This is a genomic window from Caulobacter hibisci, assembly GCF_016135805.1.
Taxonomy (GTDB): domain Bacteria; phylum Pseudomonadota; class Alphaproteobacteria; order Caulobacterales; family Caulobacteraceae; genus Caulobacter; species Caulobacter hibisci.
The window spans coordinates 142,079-158,389 of sequence record NZ_JADWOX010000009.1; the positions used below are offsets into that span (position 1 = coordinate 142,079).

Here is a 16,311-nt window from a genome sequence, read left to right on the forward strand (position 1 = left end):
TCTGTGGAGTCTAAGCCATGGCCGAGCCCGATCGTATCCTGCGTATTCGCACTGTGCTGGCCCGGACGGGCCTTAGCCGATCCACCCTCTACCGGAAGATCAACGAGGGTTCGTTTCCCAAGCAGGTGGCGATCAGCGTTCACGGCGCCGGTTGGCGGGAGTCGGCGATCAACAGCTGGATCGCCGATCCGGCCGGCTATCACCAGGCCGCTCCCAAGGCGCATACGTGACTCATCTCTGACCTTGGGAAGGTCCGCTTCCTGGCGGTGGCCCTGCGCCGTCGGCCCAGGCCCGCGCCTGACTCTGACCTTGGGAAGTTCGGCTTCTGGCGACAATTCGATGTGGCCTTAATTAATTTTGCAAGCGGAATGAGGCGCTGAACGGTTGCATCTTGGCCTCAATTCGCGAGGCGGGTTACCGATGGGAATTGCTCAGGATAACAGCTAAGGAATGGCCAAGCGCAGGAGCAGACTAGATGTCTAACGGGCAATCGCAGATCGGGTTCGAGCAGCTTGGACTTGGCTCAGTGCTCAAGAGATATCGCTTGTTGGTGCCGCCAAATCAACGAGATTATGCTTGGACAGAAAAGCACGTCACCAAGCTTCTCCAAGATCTCACTTTGGCGATTACCGAAGATGAACCGCAGCATTTTCTTGGAACCATTGTTACAATTCCAACCTCGGATGGTGTTCTCGAAGTAGTCGATGGTCAGCAGCGCCTTGCGACCACGGCTCTTATTCTTGCTGCAATGCGCCAAGTCGGCGGAGCGGAAAACGCCAAGCTGGCAAAAGCGCTTGAAACTTATATCATCGATATCGACACGGCGACACTTGAGCTCGCTCCGAAGATGCAACTCAACGCTGCTGATAATCAAGTGTTCCATGAACTCCTTGAGTCAGGTTCGAGTAAATCAGCTCTGCCAAATCGTGAATCTCATCGACGCCTAATTGCAGCATTCGATGTCGCGCGAAAGCACCTTATAACGGTCGTTAAACCGATTGCGGAGTCTGAACGCCCTAAAGTATTTGTGCGATGGATGAACTTTATTGAGCATAAAGCTCGCGCTATACTATTAATAGTGCCCGATTCGGCCAACGCATTCAAAATGTTTGAGACTCTCAATGACAGAGGCCTCAAAGTTTCTCAGTCTGATCTCGTAAAGAATTACGTCTTCGGTCAAGCCGATAAGCGCCTCGGCGAGGCGCAGCAAATTTGGTCGTACATCAAAGGCGCGCTGGAGACGTTAGACGAAGACGAAATAACCATGACGTTCCTTCGGCAAGCGCTTATTGCCATGAATGGATACATCACGGAACTTGAAGTATACGAAAGAGTGCAAAAGGCCGCGCGCGGCTCCCAGTCTTCTATTGCATTGCTATCGACGCTTGAAATTCTTTCAAACGATTATGTCGCCATTGCATCGGCCGACTCAGAGAAATGGAATGGATATCCCCATAAAACGCGCGAGCTGCTGCGCGTTTTGGATCTGTTCGATATTAAGCCATTTCGACCGTTGCTGCTTGCCATTGCGAATAAGTTTGAGCCAGCAGAAGCGGCCGATGCGTTTGAGAAGCTCGTGTCGTACGGCGTGCGTCTGATTATCGCTGCCAGCACTAGAACTGGCTCGGTTGAGCAGCCTCTCGCAAAAGCCGCGAAGCAAGTGTTCGATGGTGAAATTGTTACAGCCAAGTCAATGTCTGCAGCTCTCCTTTCTATCGTTCCGGCCGATGAAGTCTTCCAGCAGGCCTTCGAAATTGCAACCGTTTCGCAAGCTAAGTTCGCGCGTTATTATTTAAGATCAGTGGAGCTCGCCGCCAAAGGGCAAAGCGAGCCGTGGCTCATACCTAACGATAATCCAGAGGCGTTAAACCTCGAGCACATTCTGCCCCAAAAGCCGATGGCCAACTGGCCAGAATACGACGAAGATCAAGTTAGAGTTTACTCAAAGAGAATCGGCAATCTCGCTCTTCTTCAAGTAACTGCTAATTCAGACCTCAAAAGTGCTCCGTTCTCTGAAAAAGTGACTGTGTTTGGAGAGTCGGAATTGCTGACAACGAAGATGATATCTGAGCAAGCTGAATGGGCCCCGAAGTCAATCATTGAACGTCAGAAAGCATTGGCGAAGTGGGCTCTAACGGCATGGCCTCTGTAGGTTGGGGTAGGCTACCTCACACCCGGCGGCCCTCGAGCCAACTGTACGCGAGATCGGAGGCGGGGCGCAGCTGCCAGCCGTCCCGCGAGGGACGTAGCCAATCGATCAGTCATGAATCCCCACGCCGCCGCTTGCCAGTTGCGCGGGCCTTACCAACCGGGGCAAATGAGCGGCTAGGGGAGGAAACCGTCTTTGCGACTCAGCTGGAATGAAATCCGCGCCCGCGCCGCCGACTTCGCGCGCGAATGGGCCGACGCCCACTACGAGAAGGGCGAGACGCAGAGCTTCTACAACGACTTCTTCGAGGTCTTCGGCGTCCGCCGCCGCAAGGTCGCGACCTTCGAAGAGTCGGTCCGCCTGCTGGGCGAGAAGCGCGGCTTCATCGACCTGTTCTGGAAGAGCGTCCTGCTGGTCGAGCAGAAAAGCGCAGGCCGCGACCTCGTCCGCGCCCGCAAGCAGGCCCACGACTATTTCCCCGGCCTCAAGGACCACGAGCTCCCGCGTTACATCCTGCTGTGCGATTTCCAGTTCTTCGAGCTGATCGACCTCGACACCCGCGAGGAGACCCGCTTCGCCCTCGCCGATCTGCCCGCCCATGTCGAGGCCTTCGGTTTCATCGTCGGGGTCGAGAAGCGGGTCTTCCAGGACCAGGACCCGGTCAACATCATCGCCGCCGAGCTGATGGGCAAGCTGCACGACGCCCTCAAGCCCACCTACGACGGCGCGCCGCTGGAGCGGCTGCTGGTGCGGTTGCTGTTCTGCCTGTTCGCCGACGACACCGGCATCTTCCCTGAACGGGGCATGCTGGAAACCTATCTGCGCGACCGCACCGCGTCCGACGGTTCAGACCTCGGCCCCAAGCTGAACCTGATCTTCCAGACCCTAAACACTCCCGAGGACGCAGCCTGGCGCAAGGGACTGGACGAAGATTTGAACCTGTTTCCGTACGTCAACGGCGACCTGTTCCGCGAAGTCCTGCCTATCGCCAACTTCAACACGGCGATGCGCGACCGGCTGATCGAGGCCTGCGGCTTCTCGTGGGAGAAGATCAGCCCGGCCATTTTTGGCGCCCTGTTCCAGTCCGTGATGAATGCCAGGGAGCGCCGCGCCAAGGGCGCCCACTACACCACCGAAAAGAACATCCTAAAGGTCATCGAGCCGCTGTTCCTCGACGACCTCCGCGGCGAACTGTCCCGCATCAAGGGCATGAAGCGCGGTCGCGAGGCCGCCCTGCGGGCATTTCAGGACAAGCTGGCCGGGCTCAACCTGTTCGACCCCGCGTGCGGCTGCGGCAATTTCCTGATCATCGCGTATCGCGAACTCCGCGCGCTCGAGATCGAGGTGCTTAAGGCCCTCTATCCCACCGGCCAGCGCGAGCTTGAGGCCGCCGCCCTGTCCAAGGTGGACGTTGACCAGTTCTACGGCATCGAGGTCGATGAGTTCCCCGCCCGCATCGCCGAGACGGCGATGTGGATGATGGACCACATTATGAACAACCGGCTCAGCCTCGAGTTCGGCCAGGTCTTCGCCCGCATCCCTTTGAAGGCCGCGCCGCACATCGTTCATGGCGATGCGTTGGAGACCGACTGGGCTGGGATATTGGCGCCGGAGCGGTGCAGCTATGTCTTCGGCAACCCGCCGTTTGTGGGGCAGAGCTTCCAGACCCCAGCGCAGCGCGTTCAAATGAAGAGAGTAATTGGTGCCGACAGTGGGCGCGGTGGATCGCTCGACTATGTGGGCGCGTGGTTTATCAAGGCAGGGGACTACCTCCGGAACTCCAGCGCTCGCATCGGCTTCGTATCGACCAACTCGATCACCCAAGGTGAGCAGGTCGCTCAGCTGTGGCCGCTGCTATTTCAACGCTACGGACTTGAGATCGCTTTCGCCCATCGCACATTCGCGTGGGGCTCGGATGCCCGTGGCAAGGCCCACGTACATGTGGTCGTGATTGGGTTGGTCAAACGCGGTGAGGCTCCAGCAGAAAGGCGCCTATTCAGCTACGACGACATCAACGGCAATCCGGACGAAACTCGTCATTCGGTACTATCGCCTTACCTCTTCGACGCTTCAGCGCTGGGGGACCCGCATTTGGTTGTGAGAGAAGCCAGGCTGCCCATTGGTCTTATGCCGTCTTTGCGCATGGGATCGAAGATCGTCGATGACGGGCACTACATCTTCACTCCGGACGAAAAGCGAGCGTTCCTGGCGGCCGAACCGGAGGCCGCACCCCTCTTTCGCCGGTTGGTGGGCGCCGTTGAGTTCATCAACGGTATTGAGCGATGGATTCTTCGCTTAGACAACGTCGAGCCTCAGACGATCCGCCGTTTGCCGCTAGTCGCAGAACGAGTTGCCGCCGTGCGTGCTTATCGTTCCAAAAGCCAGAAGTCGAAGACCCGGGAGCTCGCCGACCAACCGACCAAGTTCGAAGTCACGACCATTCCCGAGCGGCCGTTCCTAGCGATTCCGAAAGTGAGCTCCGAACGCCGCGAGTATCTGCCGATAGGTTGGTTGGAACCACCGACCCTGCCGAGTCAGTTGGTGCAAACTCTGGTGGATGCCACGCCGTGGCAGTTTGGACTACTCACGTCCAATATGCATATGGCCTGGATGCGGCACATCGGAGGGCGGCTGAAGAGCGACTATCAATACTCGATCGGCCTCGTCTACAACGCCTTCCCTTGGCCCACACTGACCGAGGCTGACAAGTCGCGCCTAAACGGACTTGCCCAAGCGGTGCTGGACGCCCGCGCCGCCCATCCGGGGGCGACACTGGCCGACCTGTACGATCCCGACGTCATGCCGGCCGACTTGCGCCGCGCGCATCGGGCGCTGGATCAGGCTGTCGGCCGCCTCTACCGCAAGGCACCGTTCGACAGTGACCGCGAGCGGGTCGAACACCTGTTCACCCTGTATGAGAAGATGACGGCGGGTTTGCTTGTCGCGCCGTCGAAGTCCAAACGGCGCAAGAAAGCCGACGCCTGATGGCCACCGCCGCTGATGTTCCCACCCACGAAGCCTTCATGTGGCCGATCATCGAACGGCTGAAGGCTCATGGGCGGTCCATGAGCAATGCGGAGATGCTGGAAGACGTGGCCCAGCACATGGGCCTAAGCGAAGACGTTCTGGCCGTCCGGGTCGGCAAGTTTAATGAACTCGCCGTGGCCCAGCGGCTGGGTTTTGCCCGAAGCTGGTTGAAGCTGGCCGGCGTGGTCGATAACAGCCAGCGCGGCGTCTGGACTTTGACGCCGGCGGGCGCGGACATAACGCCGATTGAGCTCGCGGAGAATATGCGACAGGTCCAGCGCAGCTATAGCCGAAAAGTGCGGGAGGCGCGCGACCAGCCTGTCGAGCCGGGCACGGTTGCTGGTGAGGAGGCCTCAGGCGACTGGAAGGACCAACTGATGGCGCAGCTGCTGGTCCTCGACCCCTCCGCCTTCGAACGTCTCTGCCAACGCCTCCTGCGCGAGTACGGCTTCATCAAGGTCGAGGTGACCGGCAAGTCCGGCGACGGCGGCATCGACGGCACTGGGGTGCTGCGGGTTAACCTGCTGTCCTTCCACGTCCTGTTCCAGTGCAAGCGCTACTCCGGCTCAGTAGGGGCGGGCGCCGTGCGCGACTTCCGTGGTGCGATGGTGGGGCGCACCGACAAGGGGCTAATCATCACCACAGGAACCTTCACCGCCGATGCCCGACGCGAGGCTACCCGCGACGGCGCGCCGGCCATCGATCTGGTCGACGGCGACGCTCTGTGCGACCTGCTAAAGGATCGCGGGCTGGGTGTAAGGGTGCGGATGGTCGAGGAAGTGACCGTCACCGAAGCGGCGTTCGCGGACTTCTGACCCAATCCGCCTGAGGTTGTTGATCCAGCATAGGTCAAGTCGCGTTACGAGCGACGACCCGAAGCCTCGCGAAGCTTGACAATAGATCGAACGCGGCCTTGGCGGGGGTAATATACACATCAGACCTAAGTCTTGTCGGCTTTCGCAGCGCGGCAACACCGGTGTTGAGGCGCACCAACGCCCGCCGGGCGATGACGATCCGCTCGACTTAGGTCTCAATGTCGCGTTTTCTTGGGCGAAGCTGATGTCCGGTTCGGGCGCTGCTCCCGCCGCTCCACGTAGATCGGTGCATACTTCAGCGCGCGAGCGATGTGGCAACGCTTGGGCGCGCCGCAGCCGCAATTTCTGCTGAGCCCATACGGGATGAGTGCTAGGCTTGGCCCGTCATCCCCGCGCGGACCATGCCAGCAACGCTCTACACCGACACCCTGATCCGCAAGAGGGATCCGACCCTTGCCGAGGACAAGGTCCAGGCGCTGGCCGCGGTGTGGGACGAGGTTGTCCAGCGGATCATCAAAGCCCTGTTCGATCTCGAAAAGGCAGTCGAACGCGAACTGCATATCAACATGAAGGCCGAGATGGCGTTCGAATTGGCCCGGCTGATGCTGTTCTACGCCGAGCGGGTCGTCGATAAGCGCGTCGGCGAACGACGCTTGCAGGACATCGACCCGCAAGCAGAGCGGGCTGAATGCCTTGGCCCGGAGGGCGAGGGGATCATCATGGAGACCGCTCGGATCGGCCACGAGCACATCTGGTCCAAGAAGATGGACGAGCGATGGACGCCCAAATCGCGAAAAGCGCTTGAGCTTGAGAAGACGCCGCGCCTGCCTGGAAAGCTCGCGGTCAAGACCGTCACGGACAAGCATTTCATCAGCCGCTGGTTCATTCGCGACTTTTGGGCCGACGGCCCGTCCGCGACGCGGTGGAAACGCAAGGACGGCGAGTGGGCGGGCGACGCGATCTTGTTCGCCCAATGGGGTCACCGCACCGGCCTATGGGACGACCGCGTCGAGGCCTATTTCGCGCTGCTGGAGAATGACGGCAAGCAGCCGATCGAGATGCTGCTGCAGACCATCCCACTCAACCAGCCTCAGCAGCTGGCGTTCGTCGGCTATCTCGTAATCCACCTACTGCGAAGTCCGCGCTTCATCGGCCAGCTTCGGGTGTCGATGCGCGATATGCTCGACGAAGCCGCTCGCGACGCCGGCATCGAGTTCGATGAAATGGCGCGCCGCGCTTACGCGACCCTCTTCACGGAAAACCAAATCTACAACGCCTACTCGCGCCCAATCATGTGGAGCCAGTGGGCGATCTTGACGGCGCAAAAGCCGGTCTTTGTTCTGCCGGACACCTTCTGCGCACGCGGCTCGATCGACGGTGAACATCGCCTGATCGTCCCGCTGACGCCGACGAAATGTTTCGTCACCCTGGCGGCCAAGGAGGAGGAAAAGCGGGTGGTCCCCTTTTCCCATACTGCCGACCCTGCTCTTGCCTCGGCCATATCCCAGCTCCTGGTCGAAGCCGCTCAGGACGACTTTCTGGCCCATCGCGACTTCGCGCCCGCCAAGGCTGACCCGTCGGTAAATTTCGCCAAGGTGCTTGAGGCCCTAGGCGAGGCGCTCGGCGATGAACCCCAGGACGCCTACCCGTCGGCGCCGTGACTACACAGCCGGCGAATGTCCGGTTATCGGAGACGCATCAAGTTCTGGTAATGGCGCGGTTCAGGCGCAGCGCCGCCTCTGAGATTACAGGGCAGGGTGGGTTGTAGACCTTGCCTGGAGGATAGGAGGGCTGTTCAGCGGTTCGCATTCGCCGCTGAATCGATGTTCCGTTTTGCCCCGGCCTCTGCGTTGGTAAGTTCGGCCCGATAGGCCTCATCCCTCGCCCGCAGCTCATCGTGGCGCGCTTCCAATAAGGCTCTGGCTTCCTCTGCGAAGGATAAGGGTCGCCCAGCCACCTGGCAATCCGAGAGGTCGCTGGACATAGCGACATGCTCTTCGGAGATGAGGCCGCTGATGCATACATGGGTGTCGCTGATGGCGCTGCTGGTCGCAACGTGATTGTCGCTGGTGGCCGTCCAGGTCGCGACGTGGTTGTCCGATCGCCGCATCCATTCCCGCACTTGCGCCGATCTCTCGAGCTCCGCCTCGTTGGACAGGTTGACGAACCCGCCGCCGCCCGCGCGCGCGACCGCGGTCAGTTTGGCCGCCTCGCCCGATGGCAGGTTGAAGCCGATGACATTGATGATCGCCCGCGTGCGGCCGCCGTTGATCCGACGGGCGACGTCCACGGGATCGCCGCCGCAGGTCTCTTCCCCGTCCGACACGACATAGATGACCTGCTCACCGCGCGTGGTGGAGGCGGCCAGCAGCGCCTCGGCGCGACCGAGCCCGGCGGCGAGCGGCGTCCAGCCGACCGCGCGGACCTGTCCCAGCGCCGTGCGGAGGCTCCCCCGGTCCGCCGACATCGGCGCGAGCACGTCGATGGTCGAGCAGGATTTCGCCTTGCCGGCCTGGCTGTTGTTTCCCTGTTGGCCGAAGACCAGCAGGGACGTCTGCACCGACGCGGGCAGTCCATCGACAAAGCCCAGCGCCGCCTCCCGCGCCAGTTCGAGCTTGGTCCGACCGCCCATTTGTCCTGCCATCGAACCGGACCCGTCGATCATCACGATCACGCGCGTCGGCGGGACCCGTGCGCCGATTGCCCCAGCGGGACCTTTCAGCGTCGGCTGTTGAAGCGCCACATCCTTTTTGAAGCACGCCTCTGGGTCCTTCTTCGTGAACTGGGCGACATAGGCCCGGGCCTCCGCAGAACCTGTTTGGGCTTTTCCCTCGGACTTGACCAGGTCGCTGTCAGTCGCGGCGCTCTTATCGCTCGAGGGGCCTCCGCAGCCGATCAGTGTAAGGGCAAGCGTAGAGCCCACGAGACTACGAACAGGAATAACCATCATCTGCGTCGCCTCTCTCATCAGCACGCGGCCGGTCGTAGGCAAAGCCCTAGTAAGGGCGATGCAGTCTTCTCGACCTTGATGTTGAACGCCCGGTTCCTGGAAGCGGTCCTAAGATCGCTTTTGGCGCCAGCCAGCCGATCCGCGACCTCGTCCGCAGCGACCCCGCCCAGGCTCGTGCAAACGCGATCTACCATCGCTGCTATAGCAATCGTTGCTTCCAGTGCGCGTTATGCGCCACCCGATCTATAACGGCCACGCAAGGTTGGACATGCTTGGGACCTCAGGGGAGCACCATGAATGAAGGCGTTCTTGAAACCAGTATTCGCGATCGCCTTTGCGCTCGCCTGTCAGGCGGCGGCCATGGCTGAGCCGATCGGCCGTGTGACCGGCATTGGGGGCGTGTTCGTCAAAAGCAAGGATCCCAAAGCCCTGGCGAACTGGTATCGCGATGCCCTTGGCTTGGATGTCGCCGCCTGGGGCGGTGCGGCGCTGCCTTACGATGCGCCGGGCCACCCGCCTAAGATCTCCTGGATGGCCTTCCCAGACACCTCCGACCACATGGCGCCATCAACGCGCGAGTTCATGGTCAACTTCGCCGTGGATGACATGGATGCGATTAGCACTCGGCTGCGGGCGTCAAACGTCGCCATTTTAAAGCGCGACGACGACAATGCCTTCGGACGGTTTGCCTGGGTGCAAGACCCCGACGGCACGCTGGTTGAGTTGTGGCAGCCTAAATGAGCCCTACGGACCTGGCGCGGGTTCGGCCCCACGCCGCCATGGGGTCAGAACCTCGTAGCGGGTCACGTCGGTGGTGCCGGACCGGGTGGGGCGTATCAGGTCTCGCTCGGCAAGATGGATCACCGCGGCCTGAACGCTGCGCTTTGACAGTCCGGTCCGCTCCGCCAACTGGGCGTGACTGAGGCGAGGGCGGGTATCGCCCAGGGCCGCCAAGGCTAGATAGACCAGAAACGCCGAGGCCCGGTGATCGTGACCCACCAGGTCGCGCATGAGAGTGTCGAGGACATAGGCGTCCACCGTGTACTGCTTGTTGCTCATCGGACTAGCCGATACCACGCGGGTCTCTGGTCGCAAGTTGACGGCCTGTGGCGTGGAAACTGGCTGGTGATCAAGAAGCTCAACTATGTTGGAATTCCAACCAGAGATCAGGAGCGGGCCCTAGCCTTTTGGACAGGCGTCATGGGGTTTATCATCACGACGGATCGCCCGATCGGCGACAGGCGCTGGATCGAACTCTCCATCCCAGGCGCCCAAACCGGCATCTTGCTCTTCACGCCGGAAGGTCACGAAGACAGAGTTGGCACCTTTTTCAACGGTTCCTTTGGCTGTGACAGCGTGCAGTACGAATACGAACGACTGCTGGAAAAGGGGGTGACCTTTTTGGCGCCGCCAGAGTTAAAGCCTTTCCCTCATGTCTATTTCCAGGATCCGGACGGGAATACGTTCTTTCTATCAAGCCGATGACGGATTGCCGCTCAATCTACCGGGTGGTTCGTGTCACCGGCAGACAAGCTCGCTGAGCGTCGCCTTCCTGGAGAGATCGTCGAGTCCGCAATTGGCGCACCTAGGCCCGCCGTCCATGCGCCCGTGAAGCTAGACGGCGCATAGCCACGCACGGCTGAGACCTTGTTCGCACGAGGGTTGGATGCGATAGACAGGGCTGGGTGGTCAGCCGTGTTGGTTGATCAGGGTTTACGTTGGTCGGGCCGCCAGCGCGGAGACCCGCGCCATGCTTGACCGCCCCCGCAAGCTGTCTGTCTTACGAGAACTTCTGGACAGCGGAGCCGCCGGCGGGCTCCTCCTCATGGCCGCCGCCGTGCTCGCGCTTTTCGTCGCCAATTCACCGTTCGCGGACAACTACTTCAGCGCGCTTCACACGTCGTTCGCCGGTCTCGACCTTCTCCATTGGATCAACGATGGCCTGATGGCGATCTTCTTCCTGTTCGTCGGGCTGGAGATCAAGCGCGAGTTCCTGGACGGGCAGTTGGCCACCTGGTCAAACCGAGCGCTGCCGTGCATCGCCGCGGCCGGCGGTGTTGTCATTCCCGGACTCATCTATGCCGGTTTCAATACAGCAAGCAGCGACACACTTCGCGGCTGGGCGATCCCGACCGCAACAGACATCGCCTTTGCGCTCGGCGTTCTCTCGCTCCTGGGTCCGCGAGTTCCGACGAGCCTCAAGGTTTTTCTGGCGACGCTCGCCATTGTTGACGACCTCGCGGCGGTGCTGATCATCGCCGTGTTCTACACCGCCGAACTCAATGTCGCGGCGCTCGCGGGGGCAGTGATCGCCAGCCTGCTGCTGGTGGGCCTCAACCGGCTAAAAGTGACGAGGCTCGCGCCCTATCTGGTGCTCGGCCTTGCCCTTTGGTGGCTCGTCTTCCTGTCGGGCATCCACGCCACGATCGCCGGCGTGGTCCTGGCCATGACCATTCCCTTGCACGCCTCAAAGGCCGCGCCGGACGATGCGACCTCGCCGCTCCATCGCCTGGAACACGGGCTGTCGCCCTGGGTGGCGTTCCTGGTCGTCCCGATCTTCGGCTTCGCCAATGCCGGCGTATCCTTCGCCGGCATGACGGCTTCGGTGCTTTTCCAGCGCGTCACGCTGGGCGTGGCCTTGGGTCTGTTCCTGGGCAAGCCAGCCGGCGTCTTCCTGGCGGCATGGCTGGCGATCCGCTTGCGGATCGCGTGCTTGCCCGTCGCGGCCTCCTGGCTCCAACTTTACGGTGTCAGTCTGCTGTGCGGGATTGGTTTTACAATGAGCCTCTTCATTGGGCTCCTGGCGTTCAAGGATGCGGCGCTTCAAGACGAGGTGAAGGTGGGGGTTCTTGTCGGCTCGCTTGCTTCAGCGTTGCTTGGAGCCGCCCTGTTGAGCCGTTCCAAGAAGCGCCTACCAGTTGCGGCTCAAACGCTTGAAGCGTGACAGCCGAGCGTTTCGTGGCCGGTGATCACTCGATGAATCTGCCCCGCAAAGGTCGTGTTCCTGGAGCCGGCCCAGGGTCGGCTCCTGGCGCTACGTGGCCGCTAGCCGGATATCCGAGCCCCGCAGCGCAGGGTCAGGGCGGCGACAGCGGGCGGCAGGTCAGACCCTCGCGGCGGCTGCGTCACGCGTGGGCTGATAGCGCGCTGCTCGTCTGAGACGCCTCCATCACGACTGTTTGGCTCTGACCCGGCGGCTTCGCATAATCGACGAGTGAGACGATCCGCGGCTCCGCCTTCAGCACCGCGATGCTGTTGGCCGCAGGGTGGGGCGAGAACGCCGCCCCAGCCGGCGTGCTCCAAAGCAGAGTATTGAGCTGAGAGATGCGCCCCACGTCGGTGACTTCGGTGACCATGGCGGCCATGGAGAGGCCGATCGCGCGTGATCGGCCAGCGCCGCCAATGGTGATCGACACCCGACCGTCCCGCTGGACATTCGCCAGTTTTTGGCTCTCGCGGGCCACGACAAAATACAACGCCCCGCCGTCATGCAGATAGTTGACGTGCGTGGCCTGCGGCCAGCCGTCGGGCCGGTTCGTGGCCAAGGTCATGACTTGGTTGTCGTCGAGAACGGCGTCGATACGGCGTCGTTGCTCAGGCGAGATCAAAGCGGCTTCCCCGTCAGAGCAACTGAGGCTGTCCGTGGGCATGGCGTCGTTCCTGGTCGCTGGGGGAATCTTGGCCGGCCGCCGCCAGCGCACGGACGTGGCAGCCACCCCATGCTAATGCTCGCGGGGCCCTAAAGGCTGCGACAGCCAGGGAGGGACTGATGATCCAGGCGGGCGAAGAGAGCGGCTTTCACACCCACGGTTGGCGCCGGACGGTGCTGGCGCGATGCGCGGGCGCGCCCCCGGTCCCGACGGCGGTGGCCCATCCCTGCGACGTCAGTTCGATCAGCGCCGCGGTAGAGAGCGCGGCCCTGGGCTTGATCGCGCCGATCCTGGTGGGCCCCCGCGCCCGGATCCAGGCCGCCGCCGATCTGGCCAAGGTGGATATTTCGACCTTTCGTCTAGAGGATGCGCCGCACAGCCATGCCGCCGCCGCGCGCGCCGTCGCCTTGGTCCGCGCGGGTGAGGCGCAGCTGCTGATGAAAGGCTCGCTCCACACCGACGAGCTGATGAGCGCCGTGATGGCGGTCGAGACCGGATTGCGCACTGAGCGGCGGATCAGCCACGTCTATCTGATGGACGTCCCCCGCTACCCGCGGCCGCTGCTGATCACCGACGGCGCGATCAATATCGCCCCGTCCCTGGCCGACAAGCGCGACATCGTCCAGAACGCGATCGATCTGGCGCTGGTGCTCGGCCTTGAGACCCCCAAGGTGGCGATCCTGTCCGCCGTCGAGACCGTGAACCCCAAGATCCAGTCGACGCTCGACGCGGCCGCCCTCTGCAAGATGGCTGATCGTGGCCAGATCACCGGCGGTGTGCTCGATGGCCCGCTGGCGTTCGACAACGCCATCAGTCCGGACGCGGCCAGGGACAAGGGCATCGTTTCGCCGGTCGCGGGGGAGGCCGATATCCTGGTCGTGCCAGATCTGGTGGCGGGCAATATCCTGGCCAAGCAGCTGACCTTCCTGGCCGGCGCCGACGCCGCCGGCGTCGTGGTCGGCGCGAAGGTCCCGATTATCCTGACCAGCCGCGCCGATCCAGAAAGCGCCCGCATCGCCTCGTGCGCGGTGGCGGTGCTGATGGCGCGCGCGGCTCAGGCCGCAGCAGCCAAGGCCGCCCTGTGAGCCAGGCAATCCTCACGCTCAACGCCGGTTCTTCGAGCCTGAAGTTCGCGGTCTTCGCGGTCAACCCTGGCGATGAAGTCAAGCCTCGCCTGCGCGGCAAGGTCGAGAACATCGGCGCCGCGCCCCACATGGTCGCGGTGGATGCTGACGGCGCCGTCTTGGTCGAGCGACGCTGGAGCGCTGACGCGGGGTTGGCGCACGAGGCCTTTCTCGAGCCGCTGCTGGAATGGATCGACGATCATCTGGGCCAAGCACGCCTGAAGGCGATCGGCCACCGCGTGGTCCATGGCGGCGCCTCGTTCACGACGCCGGTTCTCGTCACCGAGCCGGTGCTGTCGGCCTTGGACGCCCTGACGCCCATGGCCCCCCTGCATCAGCCGCACAACCTGGCGGCCATCAGAGCCGCCCAGGCGGCGCGCCCCGGCCTGCCGCAGGTCGCCTGTTTCGACACCGCCTTCCACAGCGCTCACGCCGACGTCGTGACCCGCTTTGCGCTGCCGCGCGCCTGGCACGAGCAGGGCGTGCGGCGCTACGGATTTCACGGACTGTCTTACGAGTATGTCGCCGGACGATTGCAAGCGCTCGATCCGGCGCTATCGGCCGGCAAGGTGCTGGTCGCCCACCTTGGGGCTGGCGCCAGTCTCTGCGCGATCAGCTCGGGCCAAAGCCTAGACACCACCATGGGCTTTACCGCCCTGGACGGACTGATGATGGGCACGCGGTGCGGGGCGCTCGATCCTGGCGTGATCCTCTATCTGCAACAGCAGGCGGGCCTCACCCCGGCCGCTGTCGAAGATCTATTGTACAATAGATCCGGCCTCCTGGGCGTGTCGCAGGTGTCCAGCGACATGCGCGCCTTGCTGGCCAGCGAGGATCCCAAAGCCCAGCAAGCCGTCGATCTCTTCGTGTTTCGCATCGCCCGCGAGGCCGGCGCGCTGATGTCGTCGCTCGGCGGCCTGGATGGCGTGGTCTTCACCGGCGGCATCGGCGAGAACGCCGCGGCGATCCGAAACGCCGTCGCCAACCGCCTGGCCTGGACTGGCCTTGTCCTTGACCAAGGCGCCAACCAACAGGGCCAAGGCCTCGTCAGCGACAGCCAGAGCAGGGTGGCGGTCTGGGTGATCCCCACGGACGAGGAGGTGATGATCGCCCGTCATGCCCTGGAGATCATCAAGGACCTATGACTTGAGGCGGCCTTTCGAGCGCGGCGGTTCCAGGCTTTTGAGATAGGCCGCCAGTTGGGCGATCTCGTCGTCGCCGAGCACCGCCATGGGCATGCGTGGATGGCGCCTCGGCGAGCCCTCCTCGGGCATGCGCGAGGGTTGCAGCATGCCTTCCTCCAGAAGCTCAGCCAGGCCGCCGGCCCTATAACGCTTGTGCAGATCGCGAAACCGCGGCGCATCGGCTAACGGGCTCGGACCCTTGTCGACGGCGTGACAACCCCCGCAGTGTCTCTCAGCCAGACGTCTGCCGCCTCTGACCTCGTCAGCACGTTCAGCGGCGAGCGCGCCCGTACCGGTTGCCAGAACGAAAGCGGCGGTGACCAAGGCCAAGATTCTATGGATCATTTTGGTCATCGTCTCACGCGAATTCAAGGACGACACGAGATGGGACCTGACCATGCTTCAGCCGGTCCAGCACATCGTTGATGGCCGACAGCGGTTGGATCTCGATGTCCGCCTTGACCTTCCCGGCCGCGGCGAAGGCCAGGGCCTCGGCCATGTCCTGGCGCGTGCCGACGAAGGATCCGCGAATGGTGATGCAGTTGGCGACTACGTCGAACAGCGGCACTGGGAATTCGCCGGCCGGCAGGCCGACCAGGACGCAGGTCCCGCGCTTGCGCGTCATGGCGACGCCCTGATGGAACGCCTCAAGCGAAGGCGCGGTGATCAGCACGCCATGGGCCCCGCCGCCTGTCGCATCCCTCAACGCCTCTATGACGCCACCGCCTTGGGCGTTGAAGACTAGGTCCGCGCCAAGGCGCGTCGCATGGGCCAGCTTGCCATCGTCGATATCGACGGCGCAGACCCGAAAACCCATGGCCTTGCCGTACTGGATGGCCAGGTGGCCCAGCCCGCCGGCGCCCGAGATCGCCACCCAGTCGCCCGGCTTGGCGGCGGTCTCCTTGAGACCCTTGTAGCAGGTGACGCCGGCGCAGATGATCGGCGCGGCCTGAGCCGCGCTCAAGCCATCCGGGATGCGGGCGACATAGTCGGGATCGGCCAGCAGAAATTCCGCAAAGCCGCCGTTCTGAGTGTAGCCGCCAAACTGCGCCTCGCCGCAGACCGTCTCCCAGGCTGAAAGGCAGTGCTCGCAGTGACCGCAAGCCGAATAGAGCCACGGCGCGCCGACGAGGTCGCCCAGCTTCACCGCCGTAACGCCCGCGCCCAAGGCGACAACCCGGCCAATGGCCTCGTGCCCTGGGATGAACGGCGGCGTTGGCCTGACCGGCCAGTCGCCATTGGCCGCGTGAAGGTCGGTGTGGCAGACGCCACAGGCCTCGGTCTTGATCAGGATCTGGCCAGCGGCCGGTACCGGGATATCTAGGGATTGCAGCGCCAGCGGCGCGCCAAACGCCACAACGACCGCAGCTTGCATCTTCGAGGACATGGGGTTGGCCCTTAAAAGTCTCGCC

At 62.7% G+C, this 16,311-nt stretch carries 15 protein-coding genes; 10 read left to right on the forward strand and 5 right to left on the reverse strand.

From position 1 onward, the window contains the following. The first annotated feature begins 17 nt into the window (after positions 1-17). From I4Q42_RS14490 to I4Q42_RS14510, 5 genes are all read left to right on the forward strand, one after another. A complete protein-coding gene (locus I4Q42_RS14490; protein WP_198576791.1) occupies positions 18-230 on the forward strand; it encodes a helix-turn-helix transcriptional regulator in 213 nt (70 codons plus the stop codon). Positions 231-475: 245 nt separating this feature from the next. Further along, positions 476-2,152 carry a DUF262 domain-containing protein gene (locus tag I4Q42_RS14495; RefSeq protein ID WP_198576792.1) on the forward strand — a complete coding sequence of 559 codons (1,677 nt, stop codon included), beginning with the start codon at positions 476-478 and terminating at the stop codon, positions 2,150-2,152. Positions 2,153-2,344: 192 nt separating this feature from the next. Further along, positions 2,345-5,134 (forward strand): DNA methyltransferase, encoded by a 2,790-nt coding sequence (locus tag I4Q42_RS14500; RefSeq protein WP_198576793.1) that lies wholly within the window; start codon positions 2,345-2,347, stop codon positions 5,132-5,134. Beyond that, positions 5,134-5,991, forward strand: coding sequence for a restriction endonuclease (locus I4Q42_RS14505; RefSeq protein ID WP_198576794.1), 858 nt, complete (start codon positions 5,134-5,136; stop codon positions 5,989-5,991). Before I4Q42_RS14500 ends, I4Q42_RS14505 begins: the two co-directional genes overlap by 1 nt. Before the next feature lie 401 nt (positions 5,992-6,392). Next, positions 6,393-7,652 (forward strand): hypothetical protein, encoded by a 1,260-nt coding sequence (locus I4Q42_RS14510; RefSeq protein ID WP_198576795.1) that lies wholly within the window; start codon positions 6,393-6,395, stop codon positions 7,650-7,652. Positions 7,653-7,786: 134 nt separating this feature from the next. On the opposite strand, the gene I4Q42_RS14515 is transcribed toward I4Q42_RS14510, so the two are convergent. Then, positions 7,787-8,941 (reverse strand): vWA domain-containing protein, encoded by a 1,155-nt coding sequence (locus I4Q42_RS14515; protein ID WP_198576796.1) that lies wholly within the window; start codon positions 8,939-8,941, stop codon positions 7,787-7,789. 297 nt (positions 8,942-9,238) lie between these two features. Between I4Q42_RS14515 and I4Q42_RS14520 the strand changes: the two genes are divergently transcribed. Further along, positions 9,239-9,682 carry a VOC family protein gene (locus I4Q42_RS14520; protein ID WP_198576797.1) on the forward strand — a complete coding sequence of 148 codons (444 nt, stop codon included), beginning with the start codon at positions 9,239-9,241 and terminating at the stop codon, positions 9,680-9,682. A gap of 3 nt (positions 9,683-9,685) precedes the next feature. Here I4Q42_RS14520 and I4Q42_RS14525 read toward each other — a convergent pair whose 3' ends face one another. Further along, positions 9,686-10,018 carry a MarR family transcriptional regulator gene (locus I4Q42_RS14525; RefSeq protein WP_332873083.1) on the reverse strand — a complete coding sequence of 111 codons (333 nt, stop codon included), beginning with the start codon at positions 10,016-10,018 and terminating at the stop codon, positions 9,686-9,688. 48 nt (positions 10,019-10,066) lie between these two features. Here I4Q42_RS14525 and I4Q42_RS14530 point away from each other — a divergent pair, with 48 nt between their 5' ends. Further along, a complete protein-coding gene (locus tag I4Q42_RS14530) occupies positions 10,067-10,426 on the forward strand; it encodes a VOC family protein (protein WP_101717104.1) in 360 nt (119 codons plus the stop codon). Between the two features lie 265 nt (positions 10,427-10,691). Then, positions 10,692-11,885, forward strand: a complete 1,194-nt coding sequence (gene nhaA / locus I4Q42_RS14535) for a Na+/H+ antiporter NhaA (protein WP_198576799.1) — start codon at positions 10,692-10,694, stop codon at positions 11,883-11,885. A gap of 181 nt (positions 11,886-12,066) precedes the next feature. On the opposite strand, the gene I4Q42_RS14540 is transcribed toward nhaA, so the two are convergent. Then, a complete protein-coding gene (locus tag I4Q42_RS14540; protein ID WP_198576800.1) occupies positions 12,067-12,591 on the reverse strand; it encodes a pyridoxamine 5'-phosphate oxidase family protein in 525 nt (174 codons plus the stop codon). Between the two features lie 119 nt (positions 12,592-12,710). Here I4Q42_RS14540 and I4Q42_RS14545 point away from each other — a divergent pair, with 119 nt between their 5' ends. Together I4Q42_RS14545 and I4Q42_RS14550 are read left to right on the forward strand one after the other, a co-directional pair. Then, positions 12,711-13,676: a bifunctional enoyl-CoA hydratase/phosphate acetyltransferase gene (locus I4Q42_RS14545; protein ID WP_198576801.1), complete on the forward strand. Its 966-nt coding sequence runs from the start codon at positions 12,711-12,713 to the stop codon at positions 13,674-13,676. Beyond that, a complete protein-coding gene (locus I4Q42_RS14550; RefSeq protein ID WP_198576802.1) occupies positions 13,673-14,860 on the forward strand; it encodes an acetate/propionate family kinase in 1,188 nt (395 codons plus the stop codon). Before I4Q42_RS14545 ends, I4Q42_RS14550 begins: the two co-directional genes overlap by 4 nt. Here I4Q42_RS14550 and I4Q42_RS14555 read toward each other — a convergent pair. Together I4Q42_RS14555 and I4Q42_RS14560 are read right to left on the reverse strand one after the other, a co-directional pair. Continuing rightward, on the reverse strand, positions 14,855-15,223 hold the full coding sequence (locus I4Q42_RS14555; protein ID WP_232793140.1) for a c-type cytochrome: 369 nt from the start codon (positions 15,221-15,223) through the stop codon (positions 14,855-14,857). The two genes, I4Q42_RS14550 and I4Q42_RS14555, sit on opposite strands and share 6 nt — an antisense overlap. Positions 15,224-15,257: 34 nt before the next feature. Continuing rightward, positions 15,258-16,286 carry a zinc-dependent alcohol dehydrogenase gene (locus I4Q42_RS14560; RefSeq protein WP_198576804.1) on the reverse strand — a complete coding sequence of 343 codons (1,029 nt, stop codon included), beginning with the start codon at positions 16,284-16,286 and terminating at the stop codon, positions 15,258-15,260. Positions 16,287-16,311 lie beyond the last annotated feature (25 nt).